This is a genomic window from Enterobacter sp. PL_is511 (assembly GCF_055816065.1).
Map to the genome: position 1 here is coordinate 127,476 of NZ_JBVPGP010000022.1, position 14,472 is coordinate 141,947.

A 14,472-nucleotide genomic window follows, 5' to 3' on the forward strand; every position below is an offset into this window, starting at 1 on the left:
GGAATTAGGGGATTTGCGCTCTTTGTGCTAAACTGGCCCACCGTTAGTGATATACACTCTCGGTTGGATAGTTAATTTGGCGAGATTATACGATGATCAAACAAAGGACACTTAAACGTATCGTTCAGGCGACTGGTGTCGGTTTACATACCGGCAAGAAAGTCACGCTGACGTTACGCCCTGCGCCGGCCAATACCGGGGTCATCTATCGTCGCACCGACTTGAATCCACCGGTAGATTTTCCGGCCGATGCCAAATCTGTGCGTGATACTATGCTCTGTACTTGTCTGGTGAACGAGCATGACGTGCGGATTTCTACCGTAGAGCACCTGAACGCCGCCCTGGCGGGTCTGGGTATCGACAACATTATTGTTGAAGTCGATGCGCCAGAAATCCCGATTATGGATGGCAGTGCTGCACCGTTCGTCTATCTGTTGCTGGATGCCGGCATCGAAGAACTGAACTGCGCGAAGAAATTTGTACGCATCAAAGAGACCGTTCGCGTCGAAGATGGCGACAAGTGGGCTGAATTCAAACCGTACAATGGTTTCTCGTTGGACTTTACCATCGACTTTAACCATCCGGCGATTGACTCCAGCACCCAACGCTATGCGATGAACTTCTCTGCTGATGCGTTTATGCGCCAGATCAGCCGAGCCCGTACATTTGGCTTCATGCGTGATATCGAATATCTGCAGTCCCGCGGCCTGTGCCTGGGCGGCAGCTTCGATTGTGCCATCGTTGTTGACGATTATCGCGTACTGAACGAAGACGGCCTGCGTTTCGAAGATGAATTCGTTCGTCACAAAATGCTGGATGCTATCGGCGACCTGTTCATGTGTGGTCACAACATCATTGGTGCATTTACCGCGTTCAAATCCGGTCATGCGCTGAACAACAAACTGTTGCAGGCCGTCCTGGCAAAACAGGAAGCCTGGGAATATGTGACCTTCGAAGACGAAGCTGAACTGCCGCTGGCTTTCAAAGCACCAAGCATGGTTCTGGCGTAACGGTTCAAACCGTTTCGTAAAAAAATCGACTGGTTAACCTGGTACTCTCTCCGACCAGGAAGACCAGTCGTTTTTATTTTTACCCTTCTTCGTTTGCCCCGGCGTTATCTCTCGTTTGTCTTACGCAGAAAATGTGTGCGTTAGCTGCATTCTTGACCGTTTTTCCCCGCGGCGGCACCTCATTCCTGCTGATGTACATTAGCTTTAGTGGTACTATCTGGGCGCTAAAAAGAATAACTGAACTCAGCCTCTGCAAGGCTGGCTTATTGGGTGGAGCAGGTGAGCGGAATACTGACGCGCTGGCGACAATTTGGCAGACGTTACTTCTGGCCGCATCTCTTATTAGGGATGGTCGCGGCGAGTTTCGGCTTGCCTGCGCTCAGCAACAGTGCAGAAGCGGCGACGCCCGCGAAAACCTCTACCACCAAACACGATCTCAACACGCGGGTTAACTTTACAAACCTCGCGTGGCTTGAAGCCAGCCGCCGCCCGAATTTCTCCGTTGATTACTGGCACCAGCACGCTATCCGCACGGTTATCCGTCATCTCTCCTTCGCGATGGCACCACAGGCCATGCCTGTTGCGGAAGAGACGCTTCCGGTGCAGGCACAGCATCTTGCGCTGCTGGACACGCTCAACGCGCTGCTCACGCAGGACAGCCAGCCGCCGGTTATGGTTCGCCATACGACGCAGCTCGCGCTCGTTCCGCCTGTCTCATTCTCTGTTTCAACCTGGATTAGCCAGACTCACGGCATTCGTGCCGGGCCGCAACGCCTCAGCTAAATTAACTTTTTCAATACCTTAATTTATCTGCCCACGATGGGGCGTTTGAGAATTTATTATGCTAATCAAATTGTTAACTAAAGTTTTTGGTAGTCGTAACGATCGTACCCTGCGCCGTATGCGCAAAGCTGTTGCCGTCATCAACGGGATGGAACCGGCGATGGAGAAGCTCTCTGATGATGAGCTGAAAGCGAAAACGGCGGAATTCCGTGCGCGTCTGGAAAAAGGCGAAACCTTAGAAAGCCTGATCCCGGAAGCGTTTGCAGTTGTGCGTGAAGCAAGTAAGCGCGTATTCGGCATGCGTCACTTCGACGTTCAGCTGCTGGGTGGTATGGTGCTTAACGAGCGCTGCATCGCGGAAATGCGTACCGGTGAAGGTAAAACCCTGACCGCAACGCTGCCGGCTTACCTGAACGCGCTGACCGGTAAAGGCGTTCACGTCGTTACCGTCAACGACTATCTGGCGCAGCGTGACGCCGAAAACAACCGTCCACTGTTCGAATTCCTCGGTATGACCGTCGGCATCAACATGTCCGGCCTGCCTGCGCCAGCCAAGCGTGAAGCGTATAACGCGGACATTACCTACGGTACCAACAACGAATACGGCTTCGACTACCTGCGTGACAACATGGCGTTCAGTCCGGAAGAGCGCGTCCAGCGTAAGCTGCACTACGCGCTGGTGGATGAGGTGGACTCCATCCTGATCGATGAAGCGCGTACTCCGCTTATCATCTCCGGCCCGGCTGAAGACAGCTCCGAGATGTACCGTAAGGTCGACAAAATCATTCCACACCTGCTGCGTCAGGAGAAAGAGGACTCGGATACCTTCCAGGGTGAAGGCCACTTCTCCGTTGATGAAAAAGCGCGCCAGGTGAACCTGACCGAACGCGGTCTGGTGAAAATTGAAGAGCTGCTGGTTGCTGAAGGCATTATGGAAGAAGGCGAGTCTCTGTACTCCCCGAGCAACATCATGCTGATGCACCACGTGACCGCCGCGCTGCGCGCCCACGCGCTGTTCACCCGCGACGTCGACTACATCGTAAAAGACGGCGAAGTGATCATCGTCGATGAGCACACTGGCCGTACCATGCAGGGACGTCGCTGGTCTGACGGTCTGCACCAGGCTGTGGAAGCCAAAGAAGGTGTGGATATTCAGAATGAAAACCAGACGCTGGCGTCTATCACCTTCCAGAACTACTTCCGTCTGTACGAGAAACTGGCGGGGATGACCGGTACTGCTGATACCGAAGCGTTTGAATTCAGCTCTATCTACAAGCTGGATACCGTGGTCGTTCCAACCAACCGTCCGATGATCCGTAAGGATATGCCGGACCTGGTGTACATGACCGAAGCGGAAAAAATTCAGGCGATCATCGAAGATATTCGCGACCGTACGGCCAATGGCCAGCCGGTTCTGGTGGGGACCATCTCCATCGAGAAATCCGAAGTGGTTTCGCACGAGCTGACGAAAGCGGGTATCCAACACAACGTTCTTAACGCCAAATTCCACGCCAAAGAAGCGGACATCGTTGCGCAGGCGGGTTATCCGGCTGCCGTAACCATCGCCACCAACATGGCGGGTCGTGGTACCGACATTATGCTGGGCGGTAGCTGGCAGGCTGAAGTGGCGGAGCTGGAAAACCCAACGCCAGAACAGATTGCCCAGATCAAAGCCGACTGGCAGGTTCGTCATGACGCCGTTCTGGCTTCCGGCGGTCTGCACATCATCGGTACAGAGCGTCATGAATCCCGTCGTATCGATAACCAGCTGCGTGGTCGTGCGGGTCGTCAGGGTGATGCCGGTTCATCCCGTTTCTACCTGTCTATGGAAGATGCGCTGATGCGTATTTTTGCCTCCGACCGTGTATCCGGCATGATGCGTAAGCTGGGGATGAAACCTGGCGAAGCTATTGAGCACCCGTGGGTCACCAAAGCGATCGCTAACGCACAGCGCAAAGTGGAAAGCCGTAACTTCGATATTCGTAAGCAGCTGCTGGAATATGATGACGTGGCTAACGATCAGCGTCGTGCGATCTACACCCAGCGTAACGAACTGCTGGACGTGTCCGATGTGAGCGAAACCATCAACAGCATTCGTGAAGATGTGTTCAAAGCCACCATCGACGCGCATATTCCACCGCAGTCTCTGGAAGAGATGTGGGATATTGAAGGCCTGCAGGAACGTCTGAAAAATGACTTTGACCTCGAACTGCCAATCAAAGAGTGGCTGGACAAAGAGCCTGAGCTGCACGAAGAGACCCTGCGTGAACGTATCTTTGAAACCGCGTTGGACGTTTACAAGCGTAAGGAAGAGGTTGTTGGCGCTGAAATGATGCGTCACTTCGAGAAAGGCGTGATGCTGCAGACCCTGGACTCCCTGTGGAAAGAGCACCTGGCGGCGATGGACTACCTGCGTCAGGGTATCCACCTGCGTGGCTATGCGCAGAAAGATCCGAAGCAGGAATACAAGCGTGAATCCTTCTCCATGTTTGCGTCTATGCTGGAGTCACTGAAGTACGAAGTGATCAGCACCCTGAGCAAGGTTCAGGTGCGTATGCCGGAAGAAGTGGAAGCGATGGAGCAGCAGCGTCGTGAAGAAGCCGAGCGTCTGGCACAAATGCAACAGCTGAGTCATCAGACCGACGACAGCGAAGCCGCAGCGGCGATCGCCGCGCAGACAGGCGATCGTAAAGTGGGTCGTAACGATCCGTGCCCGTGTGGTTCCGGTAAAAAGTACAAGGCGTGCCACGGCCGTCTGAGCTAAGTTCATAAAAAAACAAAAAGGCGCAGACATCTGCGCCTTTTTTATGGAAGTAACAATATGAAAATACTGCAAATTGCCGTCGGGATTATTCGCAACCCGCAAAACCAAATCTTCATCACCCAGCGCGCTGCCGACGCCCATATGGCGAACAAGTGGGAGTTTCCGGGCGGTAAAATCGAGTCAGGTGAAACGCCGGAAGAGGCGCTGGTTCGGGAACTTCAGGAAGAGGTGGGGATCACTCCGCTTGGCGCTACACTGTTTGATAAGCTTGAGTACCAGTTTCCGGACAGGCACATCACGCTGTGGTTCTGGCTGGTGGAAAACTGGGAAGGTGAACCCTGGGGAAAAGAGGGGCAGCCGGGTAACTGGGTGGCGCTTCAGGCAAGTGATGCCGAAAAATTCCCGCCAGCTAATGAACCTGTGATCCTGCGGTTAGTCGCACAACCGTAGGCCTGCTGAGCGAGGCGCCAGCAGGCTTTACAGATTACTGCTGGGTTTCACTCCAGTCGTCGCTGTCCGAGAGATCGCCTTTACTCGGAATGCGTTTCTCTTCCGCCGCCCATTCGCCCAGGTCAATAAGCTGGCAGCGTTTGCAGCAGAATGGGCGGAACGGACTCACTTCGCCCCAGACAACGGTTTTGCCACAGGTTGGGCAGCTTACGGTGGTGACATCAGACATCGGCACTCCTTAACAACAGGCCAGTTCAAAATCGAGACGTTCCGGCACGGTGCCATTTTCGCTGTCCAGCGGCATAAAGCGAATAGCAAAGCGGCTCTTATGCCCGGAAATCTGCGGGTAAAGCTGTTCGCCAAGAGACAGATTGAGACGCAGAAGATCGGCATCATCACCGTTATCCTGGAAGAAACCATTCAGGCTGGTTTGCTTGCGGAACGGCGCAGAGTTACGGATCAGATCGAGGATCAGCGACAGCGTCTGGTGCATAGGCTCCAGGCTTGCCAGCCAGCTGTTCACCTGCGCGTCACGCTGCGCCTGTGGCATATGTAGCCACATATGCAGCGTCGGCAGGTCGAAGCTACAGCAGCCGCCAGGGATGCTCAGACGCTGGCGCACCAGGCCAATCAGGCGGTCTTCACGCAAAAACTGCCCGACGCGCGGCGCGGCCATCAGGATGCTGCTGCTGGTTTTAAGCTGCTGACGAAGGGAATCGATACGGCTTACATCCACCCCCGGAACCTCAGCCCATGCCTGTAATTTACGCTGCTGGCGCTCCAGCTCTTTGAGTAATTCTGTGCGGACATCGCCGCGTTCAATCACATCCAGCAGATCGCCTACGTTGCGGAAGAAGTGCAGCGCCGTAGCGTGATCGTTAACCGGCAGATGTTGTGAAAGCTGCTGAATGAGGAATTCGATGCGCAGCCAGGTGCGCATTTTTTCGTTGAGCGGATGCTCAAAAAGGATGTGTGTCGACATTATGGTTTTTCCTGTGCAACGGCCTGCGCGGCAAACGTCAGATACTGCGCGTGCAGACGGGCAACATCCGATGCAATGGCATCTGGTGCGCCGTTATTATCAATGACATCATCCGCCACGGCAAGGCGCTGAGCGCGCGTAGCCTGAGCGGCAAGAATGTGTTCAGCATGCTCCCGCGAGACATGGTCGCGCGTCATGGTTCTCTGGATTTGCGTTTCGGGAGAGACATCAATCACCAGCACCCGATCGGCTTTCTTCTGCAGCTGATTTTCAACCAGTAGCGGAACCACCCACAAGACATAGGGCGAGCGGGCCGCGGCGCTCTGACGCTGAGTTTCCCGGTGGATGATGGGGTGGAGAAGGCTATTAAGCCAGGCTTTTTCCGCGGAATCGGAAAAAATGCATTCGCGAAGCTGACGGCGATTCAGTGTGCCATCGGCATTGATGATGGCCTGACCAAAATGTTCTGCGATGGCCTTTAGCGCGGGTGTATTGGGCTCTACCACCTGGCGGGCAATGATATCGGCATCGATAATCGTGATACCCAAACGAGAGAAAGCGTCTGCAACGGTACTTTTACCACTACCGATGCCGCCGGTTAATGCGACGATATACCCCATTAAATCAAATCCTGGGAATTATTCATTTTTAAAATCAGTTGATTAAAATTCTTACGTGCGCCAGCCACTGTTTAGCCCCGTTTACCGGCTTTTTACCAGGTAAATTTATAGGATTGTAGCGTAAAAAAAGAGAATTTCGCAGTCTTGCGGAGCAGGTATTAGTGCGTATGATAACGTCACTGGAGTTGTGCTTTTAACATATTTGCCTCTAACCCCAGGAATCCGCACATGCGTATCGAAGAAGATCTGAAGTTAGGTTTTAAAGACGTTCTTATCCGCCCTAAACGCTCTACACTGAAAAGTCGCTCAGACGTTGAACTCGAACGTCAATTCACCTTTAAGCATTCCGGTCAGACCTGGTCTGGCGTGCCGATCATCGCTGCCAACATGGATACTGTGGGAACCTTTGAGATGGCAACCGCCCTGGCACAGTTCGACATTCTCACCGCCGTGCACAAACATTACAGCCCTGAAGAGTGGAATGCGTTCGTTGCGTCCGCGTCTGCTGACGTGGTGAAGCATGTGATGGTCTCTACCGGTACCTCCGATGCGGATTTCGAGAAGACTAAACAGATCCTGAATGCTAACCCGGCGCTGAACTTCGTTTGTATTGATGTGGCGAATGGTTACTCCGAGCACTTCGTGCAGTTCGTCAGCAAGGCGCGTGAGGCCTGGCCGACGAAAACCATCATCGCGGGCAACGTGGTGACCGGTGAAATGTGTGAAGAGCTGATCCTCTCCGGTGCAGATATCGTGAAAGTAGGTATTGGCCCGGGCTCCGTATGCACCACACGCGTCAAAACTGGCGTCGGTTATCCGCAGCTCTCTGCAGTCATTGAATGTGCCGACGCGGCGCACGGGCTCGGCGGCCAGATCATCAGCGACGGCGGTTGCACCATGCCGGGTGATGTTGCGAAAGCCTTCGGTGGCGGTGCGGACTTCGTGATGCTCGGCGGTATGCTGGCAGGCCATGAAGAGAGCGGTGGTACCGTGGTTGAAGAGAACGGCGAGAAATTTATGCTGTTCTACGGCATGAGCTCTGAATCCGCGATGACCCGTCACGTCGGTGGCGTGGCAAAATACCGTGCGGCAGAAGGCAAAACCGTGAAGCTGCCTCTGCGCGGACCGGTTGAATACACCGCGCGCGATATCCTCGGCGGCCTGCGCTCGGCCTGCACCTACGTTGGGGCATCCCGCCTGAAAGAGCTGACAAAACGTACAACGTTTATTCGCGTTCAGGAACAGGAAAACCGCGTATTCAATAGCCTGTAATGGTTTTCGCTGGCGCATGCCCATGCGCCAGCACTGTTCTGCACTAGCCCGCACTCATCGCATCTCCCAGATGGAAAATCGGCAGGTACATTGCCACCACCAGCGTGCCGATGATGACCCCAGTCACAATCAGAAGCACCGGCTCGAGAAGCGCCGCCAGGTTATCTGCTCGTTGAAAGGTCTGTTCCGTGTGGTGTCGGGCGAGGTTTGCCAGCATGATGTCCAGCGCACCTGACATTTCGCCGGTTCGTAAAAGCTGAATACACAGCGGGGTAAACAATGCCGCCTTCTGAAAGGATGACCAGACGGGCAGACCTTTTTCAATGTCCTCCCGCACGCTGCGAAGTATCCCTTGCCAGTACCGGTTCTCAACAGTTTCTTCTGCACTCTCCAGGCCCTGTAAAAAGGGGATGCCCGCCTGTTGCGTGAGTGACAGCACGGTAAAGATATGTCCCAGTTTTTGACCTTTTGCCAGTGCGCCGAACACGGGAGTGAGCATCAGGATGCGCTGCCAGCGAGGGTTCTGCCGCAGAATCCAGGCGGTGGCTAAGGGCGCGAGTAACGCGGCGAACAGCGCAAGGGCATATGACCGCATAAATGCGGCCATCCCCATGACCATTTGCGTCAGCAGCGGAAGCGGAGTGTTAAACGTTTTGTAGATCGCGGCAAACTCGGGCAAGACCAGGATGACCATCGCCAGCACCACGAGTACGGCCAGGGTCAGGACGATCGCCGGGTAGCGCAGCGCCTTTTTCACTTTCGCACTGAGCTGCTGCTGCGCTTTTTGCTGCTGCGCGAGCTGGCGACAGCACTCCTCCAGCTTCCCTGTGAGCTCACCGGTTTTCACCATCGAGACATGCAGTGGGCTAAAAACGGCTGGCCACTTTTTTAGCGACTCAGAAAAGGGAGCTCCCTCACTAAGCTCATCGGCAATGCTTTGCAGCAGCGCCTGCCACGGTTTTAACGGATGTTGTTCTGCCAGCATCTGCAGGCTGTGGGACAATGTCAGCCCGGCCTGCAGAAGCGTTGCGAGCTGGCGAAACATCTCGTAGCAGTGGTGTGGCCGCCAGCGGTGTCTCTGAGCGCATCGGGTCAGCGTCAGAGGATGGAGGCCGCTGTGCATCAGCCTGGTGAAGGCGGCATTGCGGTCTGTGGCCCAGAGAGTCCCGCTTCGGGGTTCTCCTTCCTGGGTGAGCGCTCGCCAGCGCCAGAGCTGATTAGCAGCCATCCGGCATGCCCAGGACGCGCACCAGCTCTTCGATCGTGGTCATCCCCTGTTCGACGGCCATGCAGCCGTGCTCAAAAAGAGAAATCATTCCCGCCTGCCGGGCGCTCGCCTCTATCACTTCTGTTCCCGCCCCGCTGGTAATGGCCTTCCGCAGGGCATTGTCGATCGCGAGTACCTCAAAAATGGCCACGCGGCCATAAAAACCGTGATAACAACGCTCACAGCCGATGGGCTGCCAGCGTGGAAGCGGTCTGGACCATACGGCGTGCGGTAATTCAGCATGCTCGCTGGCTTCCCGGCGACAGTGCGGGCACAGACGCCGGACCAGCCGCTGGGCAATCACCATCGACAGCGCGGAAGATATCATCCAGCGCGCCACGCCCATCTGCTCCAGGCGAGTCAGGGCTTCCGTCGTCGAGTTGGTGTGCAGCGTTGATAGCACCAGGTGCCCGGTCTGCGCGGCATTAATGGCAATCCCGGCCGTTTCACCGTCACGAATTTCGCCGACCATAATGATGTCTGGATCCTGGCGTAGCAGCGCCCGCAGCACGCTCTGGAATGTTAAACCCGCCCGGGGATTAATCTGCGTCTGGTTTAATCCCGCAAGGGGGATCTCAATGGGATCCTCCACGCTACAGATGTTGACGTCAGGGGTGTTACGCGCCTGCAGCGCGCTATACAGCGTCACGGTTTTGCCGCTGCCGGTAGGTCCGGTAACCAGAATTAGCCCCTGCGGCTGGTGGAGGGCCTCATTAAAACAGGCCAGTTGTTCAGCATTCATGCCAAGCGCTTTTGGCTCAAGGGCCTGCTGAACCTGATGCAGGAGACGCAGCACAATTTTCTCGCCGCCGCTGCAGGGAAGCGTCGCGATCCGAAACGAGACCGGCGCGTTCGCCAGCTCAATCGTAAACTGACCGTCCTGTGGCAAACGACGCTCTGCAATATCCAGGTTACCCAGCACTTTTAAACGTGCGCTGAACTGGCTTGCCAGCGAGGCGGAAAGCGGAGGCTGGGGGCAAAGAACCCCGTCGATGCGTAAACGGATCTGGCACGCGTGCTCCGTCGGTTCGATATGAATGTCGGAGGCGCGCTGGTTGATTGCCTGCTGCAGCGTGTGGTTGAGGATATCTACCGTTGAGTGCGTTTGCGAAACAACGGGCAGATGGGATTGTGACGTTAGCTGTCGCTGTTTTTCCATGCGCTCAGCGCTCCAGCACTCAATATCAATTCGTTTCTGGGTGGCGAAACGCAGCGCCTCCATCAGTTCAGCCGCGGGGTTGCCTACAACGGCGATGCTGACCATGTCACTGTCGCTGTTGAGCAGCAGAGCGTGATGGCGCAGGCAAAGCGCCACGAGTTGATCGGTATTCATTTTCCGCTCCTCAGTTATTGTCGAAGCGGAAAACGTCTTCGCAGGCCTGCTTCAGGGCGCTGTCAGCACTGATGCTGCAGTCACGCGTCCAGCCCGTCATACCGTTGCCGTCGCTCCACCGTGGCGTCATGGTTACCGTCAGCCCGTTAAGACTTTCCTGTCCTGTTAAGGTCACGACCCCTTTCGCTACGCTCATTCCCGAAACGTATCGTGTCGTGGCGGGGGAAGGGATGCCGTTGCTGCCGGCATCGCAGCTTTCCACACCACCGTGATCCAGCGCGCAAAGCTCGATGGCGGTGCGGTAGGGAACGAAGGTTTGCAGCATATCGGTCAGCGCCGCCTTGCGCAGGTAATTCTGATAGGCGGGCACACCGATGGCGCTCAGAATCGCAATAATGCCAATGACCACCATCAGCTCAATGAGTGTGAAGCCTTGTTGTCTGTCCATATCTGCTCCTTATGCAAAGTGGCGCTACTTTGTCAGCGGGAAAGAGCAGAAACGAGGGGTAAAAAAGGGAACGGGAAGGGGGCTTCAGAGAATTTATTCAGTGTTGCAGGGAAAAGCTGCGGATCTGCGAGCGGGGCAGAAATTCCCCTCTCCACCCGGAGAGGGGAGAATGCGTTATTTAAAGCGCATTGAGAGGTCGAGAGCGCGAACGTGTTTGGTTAGCGCACCGACGGAGATGTAATCCACGCCGGTTTCGGCGAATTCACGGATTGTTTCGAAAGTGACGTTCCCGGACACTTCAAGCTGAGCCCGGCCGTTTGTCAGTTTGACCGCCTCGCGCATCTGCTCTGTTTCGAAGTTATCGAGCATGATGATATCGGCCCCGGCCTTAATCGCCTGCTCCAGCTCGTCCAGGTTTTCCACTTCCACTTCAACCGGCACATCCGGGTGCAGCCAGAAGGCTTTCTCCACCGCCTGACGCACGGAGCCAGAGGCAATAATGTGGTTCTCTTTAATCAGGAAGGCGTCGGACAGGCCCAGACGATGGTTTGCGCCCCCGCCGCAGAGCACCGCATATTTCAGCGCGGTGCGCAGGCCCGGCAGCGTTTTGCGGGTATCCAGCAGCTGAGTGCGGGTACCGGCCAGCAGGTCAACGTAGCGACGCACTTCGCTGGCCACGCCTGAGAGCGTTTGTACAAAATTGAGCGCGGTACGTTCGCCGGTCAGCAAGACGCGGGAAGGTCCGTCCAGTTCGAACAGCGGCTGGTTGGCCTTGACTGCATCGCCGTCTTCCACGTGCCAGGTCACCTGCACATCGTCGCCTGCCAGTTGTGTAAAGACCTCTTCAACCCAACGCTTGCCGCAAAAAACACCGTCTTCACGGGTGATAATGACCGCGTGGGAGCGTGTCTCTTTTGGCAACAATTGTGCGGTAATATCCTTATCAGCATTAACGTCACCGCCCAGATCTTCTTTCAAAGCATGGGAGACGCTTGCCGGAATATCCATATTAATACGTTCCAGAAGCGCTTCACGTCGGTGGTCGGGGTTATAGCGGCGAGGCGGCATGATAAAACTCCAAATTGGTAACGAATCATAATATTGAAACATGCTACTCTGAACCGAGTCTTTGCACCATACAGAAGGAGTTCCAGCATGTTGTTAGAAAACGGATGGCTGGTGGATGCGCGGCATGTGCCCTCGCCGCACCACGATTGCCGCCCGGAGGATGAAAAGCCCACACTGCTGGTGGTTCATAATATTAGTCTCCCGCCGGGTGAATTTGGCGGCCCGTGGATCGATGCGTTATTCACGGGAACGATTGATCCCGATGCTCATCCCTTTTTTGCTGAAATTGCGCATCTGCGCGTATCGGCTCACTGCCTGATTCGTCGCGATGGTGAAGTGGTTCAGTATGTTCCCTTTGATAAGCGCGCCTGGCATGCCGGGGTGTCGATGTATCACGGGCGCGAACGGTGCAACGATTTTTCTATCGGGATCGAACTGGAAGGCACGGATACGACGCCTTATACCGATTCACAGTATCAACAGCTAGCGGCCGTGACCCGCACGCTTATCGGACTCTACCCGGCTATCGCCGACAATATCACGGGGCACAGTGATATTGCCCCGGAGAGAAAAACCGATCCCGGCCCGGCCTTTGACTGGCCCCGGTTTCGCGCCATGCTCACCGCGTCGTCAGAATAAGGAGATACCATGACGTTGTTTACCATGCTGCTGGTTATCATCGCTGAACGCCTGTTCAAGCTCGGCGAGCACTGGCATCTGGATCACCGGCTGGAGGTGTTTTTCCGCCGGATTAAGCACTTTTCCATGCTGCGCACGCTGCTGATGATGGCGGGCGTGATGGTCATTACGTTCCTGCTCCTGCGCTCGCTGCACGGACTCTTTTTCAACGTGCCGCTGCTGATGGTGTGGATCCTGCTTGGGGTGCTGTGCATTGGTGCGGGCAAGGTGCGTTTGCACTATCACGCCTACCTGAAAGCCGCCTCCCGTGACGATGCCCATGCGCGCAATGCCATGGCGAGCGAGCTGACGATGATCCACGGCGTGCCGCCGGACTGCGACGAGCGCGAATTTCTGCGCGAGCTGCAGAACGCGCTGCTGTGGATTAACTTCCGCTACTACCTGGCGCCGCTGTTCTGGTTTGTGGTGGGCGGCCCGTGGGGACCGGTACTGCTGATGGGGTATGCGTTCCTGCGCGCCTGGCAGACCTGGCTTGCTCGTTATCTGACGCCGCATGAACGTTTGCTGTCCGGCATCGATGCCATCCTGCACGTGCTCGACTGGCTCCCGGTGCGTCTGGTGGGCGTGGTGTACGCGTTAATTGGTCATGGTGAGAAAGCGCTGCCCGCGTGGTTTGCTTCGCTGGCTGACCGCCATACGTCGCAGTACCAGGTGCTAACGCGTCTGGCGCAGTTCTCGCTGGCGCGTGAGCCGCATACCGACAAGATTGAAACACCAAAAGCCGCTGTCTCCATGGCGAAGAAAACGTCGTTTGTGGTGGTGGTGATCGTGGCACTGCTGACGATTTACGGCACGCTAGTGTAAGCCAGCGCGCCGCAAAGACTACAGCGTATCCGCGGGCGGGATGCCGAAATCAGGCATCCCGTTTTCATTCCAGCGGACGAGCTTCAGGCGAGTATGCCGGTTCGGATCGTACAGCGGGTCGCCCTCAATTTCGGTGTAGTTACGCGCGTGATACACCAGCACGTCTTCCCCTTCCGGCGTTTGCGTAAAGCTGTTGTGTCCCGGGCCGAACTGGCGGTTTTCATAGCTGGTAACGAACACTGGACGCGGGGATTTGTGCCAGTTTGCCGGGTTTAGCGGATCGGCATTCAGATCTATCCACAGTAGCCCCATACAGTAGTTCTCGTCGGTGGCGCTGGCGGAATAGCTGATAAACAGCTTATCGCCGTGAATCAGTACCGCCGGGCCTTCGTTAACCCAGAACCCGCGACACTCCCAGTCATACTCCGGTTTGCTGAGCATCAACGGCTCGCCTTTTAGCGTCCACGGGTTCGCCATTTCGCACAGGTAAAGGTTGGAGTTCCCGGTGATATCCGGTGCCTTTTGCGCCCATAGATACCAGCGTTTCCCCTGATGTACAAAGGTGGTGGCGTCCAGAGCAAAGGTATCGAACGGGGTTTTGATTTGCCCTTTTTCCACCCACGCGCCGGTAAGCGGATCGTCGTCAGCACATTCAATGGCGAACATTCGGTGCTGGAACATCCCGAGCGCGTCGAGCGCCTGGGTGTGCGTCGCGGCAAAGTAGATGTACCACTTCCCGTCAATGTGGTGCAGTTCAGGTGCCCAAATGAGCTGGCTCATCGGGCCGGTCTCGGGTTTGCGCCAGACCACCACTTCTTCAGTATGACGTAAGCCTTCCAGCGACGCTGCGCGGCGGATCGCCAGCCTGTCGTACTGCGGCACGGAGGCGATAAAATAGTACTGCCCCTCATGGCGTAAAATGTACGGGTCGGCACGTTGTTCGATAAACGGGTTTGGCCACTGATGCATTTG

Annotated in this window: 15 protein-coding genes; 7 read left to right on the top strand and 8 right to left on the bottom strand. The window is 55.8% G+C overall.

Features of this window, described 5'->3' with window-relative positions; genetic code table 11:
• The first annotated feature begins 92 nt into the window (after window positions 1-92).
• The 4 genes from lpxC (at window position 93) to mutT (ending at window position 5,007) form a co-directional block, all read left to right on the top strand.
• Window positions 93-1,010 (top strand): UDP-3-O-acyl-N-acetylglucosamine deacetylase, encoded by a 918-nt coding sequence (gene lpxC, locus AC0TN7_RS11645; RefSeq protein WP_008501977.1) that lies wholly within the window; start codon window positions 93-95, stop codon window positions 1,008-1,010.
• 279 nt (window positions 1,011-1,289) lie between these two features.
• Window positions 1,290-1,793 (top strand): secA translation cis-regulator SecM, encoded by a 504-nt coding sequence (secM, locus tag AC0TN7_RS11650; protein WP_473702165.1) that lies wholly within the window; start codon window positions 1,290-1,292, stop codon window positions 1,791-1,793.
• A gap of 58 nt (window positions 1,794-1,851) precedes the next feature.
• Window positions 1,852-4,557: a preprotein translocase subunit SecA gene (gene secA / locus AC0TN7_RS11655; protein WP_024907463.1), complete on the top strand. Its 2,706-nt coding sequence runs from the start codon at window positions 1,852-1,854 to the stop codon at window positions 4,555-4,557.
• Window positions 4,558-4,614: 57 nt separating this feature from the next.
• Window positions 4,615-5,007, top strand: a complete 393-nt coding sequence (gene mutT / locus AC0TN7_RS11660) for an 8-oxo-dGTP diphosphatase MutT (RefSeq protein ID WP_024907464.1) — start codon at window positions 4,615-4,617, stop codon at window positions 5,005-5,007.
• Window positions 5,008-5,041: 34 nt separating this feature from the next.
• On the opposite strand, the gene yacG is transcribed toward mutT, so the two are convergent.
• From yacG to coaE, 3 genes are read right to left on the bottom strand one after another with little or no spacing between them, the layout of a single operon-like run.
• Entirely contained in the window at window positions 5,042-5,236 is a 195-nt protein-coding gene (gene yacG / locus AC0TN7_RS11665) for a DNA gyrase inhibitor YacG (RefSeq protein ID WP_045401034.1), read from the bottom strand.
• Between the two features lie 9 nt (window positions 5,237-5,245).
• Complete coding sequence (zapD, locus tag AC0TN7_RS11670; protein ID WP_024907466.1) at window positions 5,246-5,989, bottom strand: cell division protein ZapD; 744 nt, start codon at window positions 5,987-5,989, stop codon at window positions 5,246-5,248.
• Window positions 5,989-6,609, bottom strand: coding sequence for a dephospho-CoA kinase (gene coaE, locus AC0TN7_RS11675; protein ID WP_473702166.1), 621 nt, complete (start codon window positions 6,607-6,609; stop codon window positions 5,989-5,991). The genes zapD and coaE overlap by 1 nt, the downstream gene beginning before the upstream one ends.
• A 228-nt stretch (window positions 6,610-6,837) precedes the next feature.
• Between coaE and AC0TN7_RS11680 the strand changes: the two genes are divergently transcribed.
• Entirely contained in the window at window positions 6,838-7,881 is a 1,044-nt protein-coding gene (locus AC0TN7_RS11680) for a GMP reductase (protein WP_023310407.1), read from the top strand.
• A gap of 43 nt (window positions 7,882-7,924) precedes the next feature.
• Here AC0TN7_RS11680 and hofC read toward each other — a convergent pair whose 3' ends face one another.
• The 4 genes from hofC to nadC form a co-directional block, all read right to left on the bottom strand.
• Window positions 7,925-9,109: a protein transport protein HofC gene (gene hofC, locus AC0TN7_RS11685; protein WP_248166001.1), complete on the bottom strand. Its 1,185-nt coding sequence runs from the start codon at window positions 9,107-9,109 to the stop codon at window positions 7,925-7,927.
• Window positions 9,099-10,481 carry a type II secretion system protein GspE gene (gene gspE / locus AC0TN7_RS11690; protein WP_248166003.1) on the bottom strand — a complete coding sequence of 461 codons (1,383 nt, stop codon included), beginning with the start codon at window positions 10,479-10,481 and terminating at the stop codon, window positions 9,099-9,101. Before gspE ends, hofC begins: the two co-directional genes overlap by 11 nt.
• Window positions 10,482-10,491: 10 nt before the next feature.
• Window positions 10,492-10,929 carry a prepilin peptidase-dependent pilin gene (ppdD, locus tag AC0TN7_RS11695; protein ID WP_248166005.1) on the bottom strand — a complete coding sequence of 146 codons (438 nt, stop codon included), beginning with the start codon at window positions 10,927-10,929 and terminating at the stop codon, window positions 10,492-10,494.
• Between the two features lie 174 nt (window positions 10,930-11,103).
• Entirely contained in the window at window positions 11,104-11,997 is an 894-nt protein-coding gene (nadC, locus tag AC0TN7_RS11700) for a carboxylating nicotinate-nucleotide diphosphorylase (protein ID WP_248166007.1), read from the bottom strand.
• Between the two features lie 87 nt (window positions 11,998-12,084).
• Here nadC and ampD point away from each other — a divergent pair, with 87 nt between their 5' ends.
• Window positions 12,085-12,636: a 1,6-anhydro-N-acetylmuramyl-L-alanine amidase AmpD gene (gene ampD, locus AC0TN7_RS11705; protein WP_024907473.1), complete on the top strand. Its 552-nt coding sequence runs from the start codon at window positions 12,085-12,087 to the stop codon at window positions 12,634-12,636.
• A 9-nt stretch (window positions 12,637-12,645) separates the two neighbouring features.
• Window positions 12,646-13,500, top strand: a complete 855-nt coding sequence (gene ampE, locus AC0TN7_RS11710; protein ID WP_024907474.1) for a beta-lactamase regulator AmpE — start codon at window positions 12,646-12,648, stop codon at window positions 13,498-13,500.
• Between the two features lie 18 nt (window positions 13,501-13,518).
• Here the strand turns inward: ampE and AC0TN7_RS11715 are convergent, their stop codons facing one another.
• A complete protein-coding gene (locus tag AC0TN7_RS11715) occupies window positions 13,519-14,469 on the bottom strand; it encodes a glycoside hydrolase family 43 protein (protein ID WP_473702167.1) in 951 nt (316 codons plus the stop codon).
• Window positions 14,470-14,472 lie beyond the last annotated feature (3 nt).

Excerpts from the sequence above, each read along its gene's own strand:
- lpxC (WP_008501977.1), top strand. The coding sequence starts at position 93 with ATGATCAAACAAAGGACACTTAAACGTATCGTTCAGGCGACTGGTGTC.
- secA (WP_024907463.1), top strand. The coding sequence starts at position 1,852 with ATGCTAATCAAATTGTTAACTAAAGTTTTTGGTAGTCGTAACGATCGT.
- mutT (WP_024907464.1), top strand. The coding sequence starts at position 4,615 with ATGAAAATACTGCAAATTGCCGTCGGGATTATTCGCAACCCGCAAAAC.
- yacG (WP_045401034.1), bottom strand. The coding sequence starts at position 5,236 with ATGTCTGATGTCACCACCGTAAGCTGCCCAACCTGTGGCAAAACCGTT.
- zapD (WP_024907466.1), bottom strand. The coding sequence starts at position 5,989 with ATGTCGACACACATCCTTTTTGAGCATCCGCTCAACGAAAAAATGCGC.
- coaE (WP_473702166.1), bottom strand. The coding sequence starts at position 6,609 with ATGGGGTATATCGTCGCATTAACCGGCGGCATCGGTAGTGGTAAAAGT.
- AC0TN7_RS11680 (WP_023310407.1), top strand. The coding sequence starts at position 6,838 with ATGCGTATCGAAGAAGATCTGAAGTTAGGTTTTAAAGACGTTCTTATC.
- hofC (WP_248166001.1), bottom strand. The coding sequence starts at position 9,109 with ATGGCTGCTAATCAGCTCTGGCGCTGGCGAGCGCTCACCCAGGAAGGA.
- gspE (WP_248166003.1), bottom strand. The coding sequence starts at position 10,481 with ATGAATACCGATCAACTCGTGGCGCTTTGCCTGCGCCATCACGCTCTG.
- ppdD (WP_248166005.1), bottom strand. The coding sequence starts at position 10,929 with ATGGACAGACAACAAGGCTTCACACTCATTGAGCTGATGGTGGTCATT.
- nadC (WP_248166007.1), bottom strand. The coding sequence starts at position 11,997 with ATGCCGCCTCGCCGCTATAACCCCGACCACCGACGTGAAGCGCTTCTG.
- ampD (WP_024907473.1), top strand. The coding sequence starts at position 12,085 with ATGTTGTTAGAAAACGGATGGCTGGTGGATGCGCGGCATGTGCCCTCG.
- ampE (WP_024907474.1), top strand. The coding sequence starts at position 12,646 with ATGACGTTGTTTACCATGCTGCTGGTTATCATCGCTGAACGCCTGTTC.
- AC0TN7_RS11715 (WP_473702167.1), bottom strand. The coding sequence starts at position 14,469 with ATGCATCAGTGGCCAAACCCGTTTATCGAACAACGTGCCGACCCGTAC.